Source organism: Acidisoma sp. S159 (assembly GCF_009766125.1).
GTDB lineage: Bacteria > Pseudomonadota > Alphaproteobacteria > Acetobacterales > Acetobacteraceae > Acidisoma.
Genome location: NZ_LMUG01000090.1, coordinates 1 through 1,393, shown reverse-complemented (window position 1 = coordinate 1,393; position 1,393 = coordinate 1). Strand labels below are relative to the sequence as shown.

The following is a 1,393-nucleotide window of genomic DNA, read 5'->3' as shown; positions in this document are numbered from 1 at the left end:
AGCGTGGTCTTCCCGGCGCCCGCCACGCCTGTGAGCAGCGAGAGGGCACCTCCCTGGCCAAGCGCATAGATCGCCGCCCTCTGGGCAGCCCCGTGATCCGGCTCTGACGTGAAATCCAGGCCCGAGGCGGCAATCGCCGCCGCGATGGCGCCGTGGGTTAGAGCGCCGGCCTTGTCGGCCGCCGCGCGGGTCGCCTCCGCGGCGAGGCTTTCCTCGATCCGGACCTGGGCGGTGTTGGTGACGCGGACCTTGTCGCCGGACACGCCAAGGATGAGCGCGACCTGTTCGCCCTTGAGCGTCAGGCCTCGTTGCTCGATGAGCGACACCACCTGGTCGATATCAGCGACACCGCCGGCGATGCCGGTTCCGATCAGGCCCCGCGCCGCATACATCCGGAGCTTGTCGTGGTCGATGACGGCGGCCGTGTGGAATTCCTGGGCAAGATGGCGGGCGGCGAAGCGGTAGGCGGCGTCGAAGCGTTCGGCAGCCGGCCGCACCTCGTGCTGGGTTTCGTCGAGGATAGTCTGATGGTGCCAGCCGATCGTGGCGGCCTGCTCTCGCCAGATTTCGTGGTCGTTCTTGTCACCATGCTTCTTCAAGCGCGAGGCGAGGCCGGCGGTGGAGAGGATCTTGAACTTGCCCTCGATGGATAGCGCGTCCCAGTTAAGCCCTTGAGACTGAGCATAGGCCTTCGCAGATCCCAGAACCTGCCGGCGACCTTTGCTGAACAGATCAACGGCCTGTTGCGGGATCGCCTCGAGCACGATCGCTTGTTCATTCTTGTCGTAGCCGATCCGGGCGCCAAGGCGCCGCAGTTCATCGGCCAATCGTGCCTGGAAGAAGGCGCCGAACTCGTGCACACGGCTATGAAGGCGCTGAGTATCGAGGGAGCCCACGCGACTGTCCTCGGTGACGACCAGGTTGAAGAGGGCATTGTGGATGTGAGCATGCGGGTCACCGCCGATCGGCGATTGCGCCAGGTAGGTTGCGCCGTGCGCGCCATCCTGCACGGGTAGGGTGGGCCGGGCGGTATGATGACGAAAGCTCACCCACCCGACTTCCCCCGGGTCGGCGCCGTCCTCCCCGGCCTTCCCCTTACGCGCCCAACCGACCTCCCGAGCCACGAAGCGCATGGTGGCGTCGTTCGCACGATCGATGGCGTGCCAGATCATGGCGCTCTCGGCGGCCGTCGCTGCGAATTCGGCCGCCAGGGTGACTGACTTGTGCGGTGCCAGCGTCAGGTCATAGGCGCTGACCTTGCGCTTCTGCTCTGTCCAGGCTTCCCCGGTATCGGCGCGCTTGGCTTCGAATAGCCGATCGAGATCGGCGTCCTTGGGCATGGTTCGTGGATCAATACCAAGCGCCTTCGCGACCTCTGACGGCATGTCTGGCC

The 1,393-nt window shown here is 65.8% G+C and carries 1 protein-coding gene; it reads right to left on the bottom strand.

The window, feature by feature from the left end; translation table 11 throughout:
- A partial coding sequence (gene mobF, locus GSQ92_RS31255; protein WP_371418609.1) for a MobF family relaxase occupies positions 1-1,340 on the bottom strand: 1,340 nt, incomplete at its 3' end.
- Positions 1,341-1,393 lie beyond the last annotated feature (53 nt).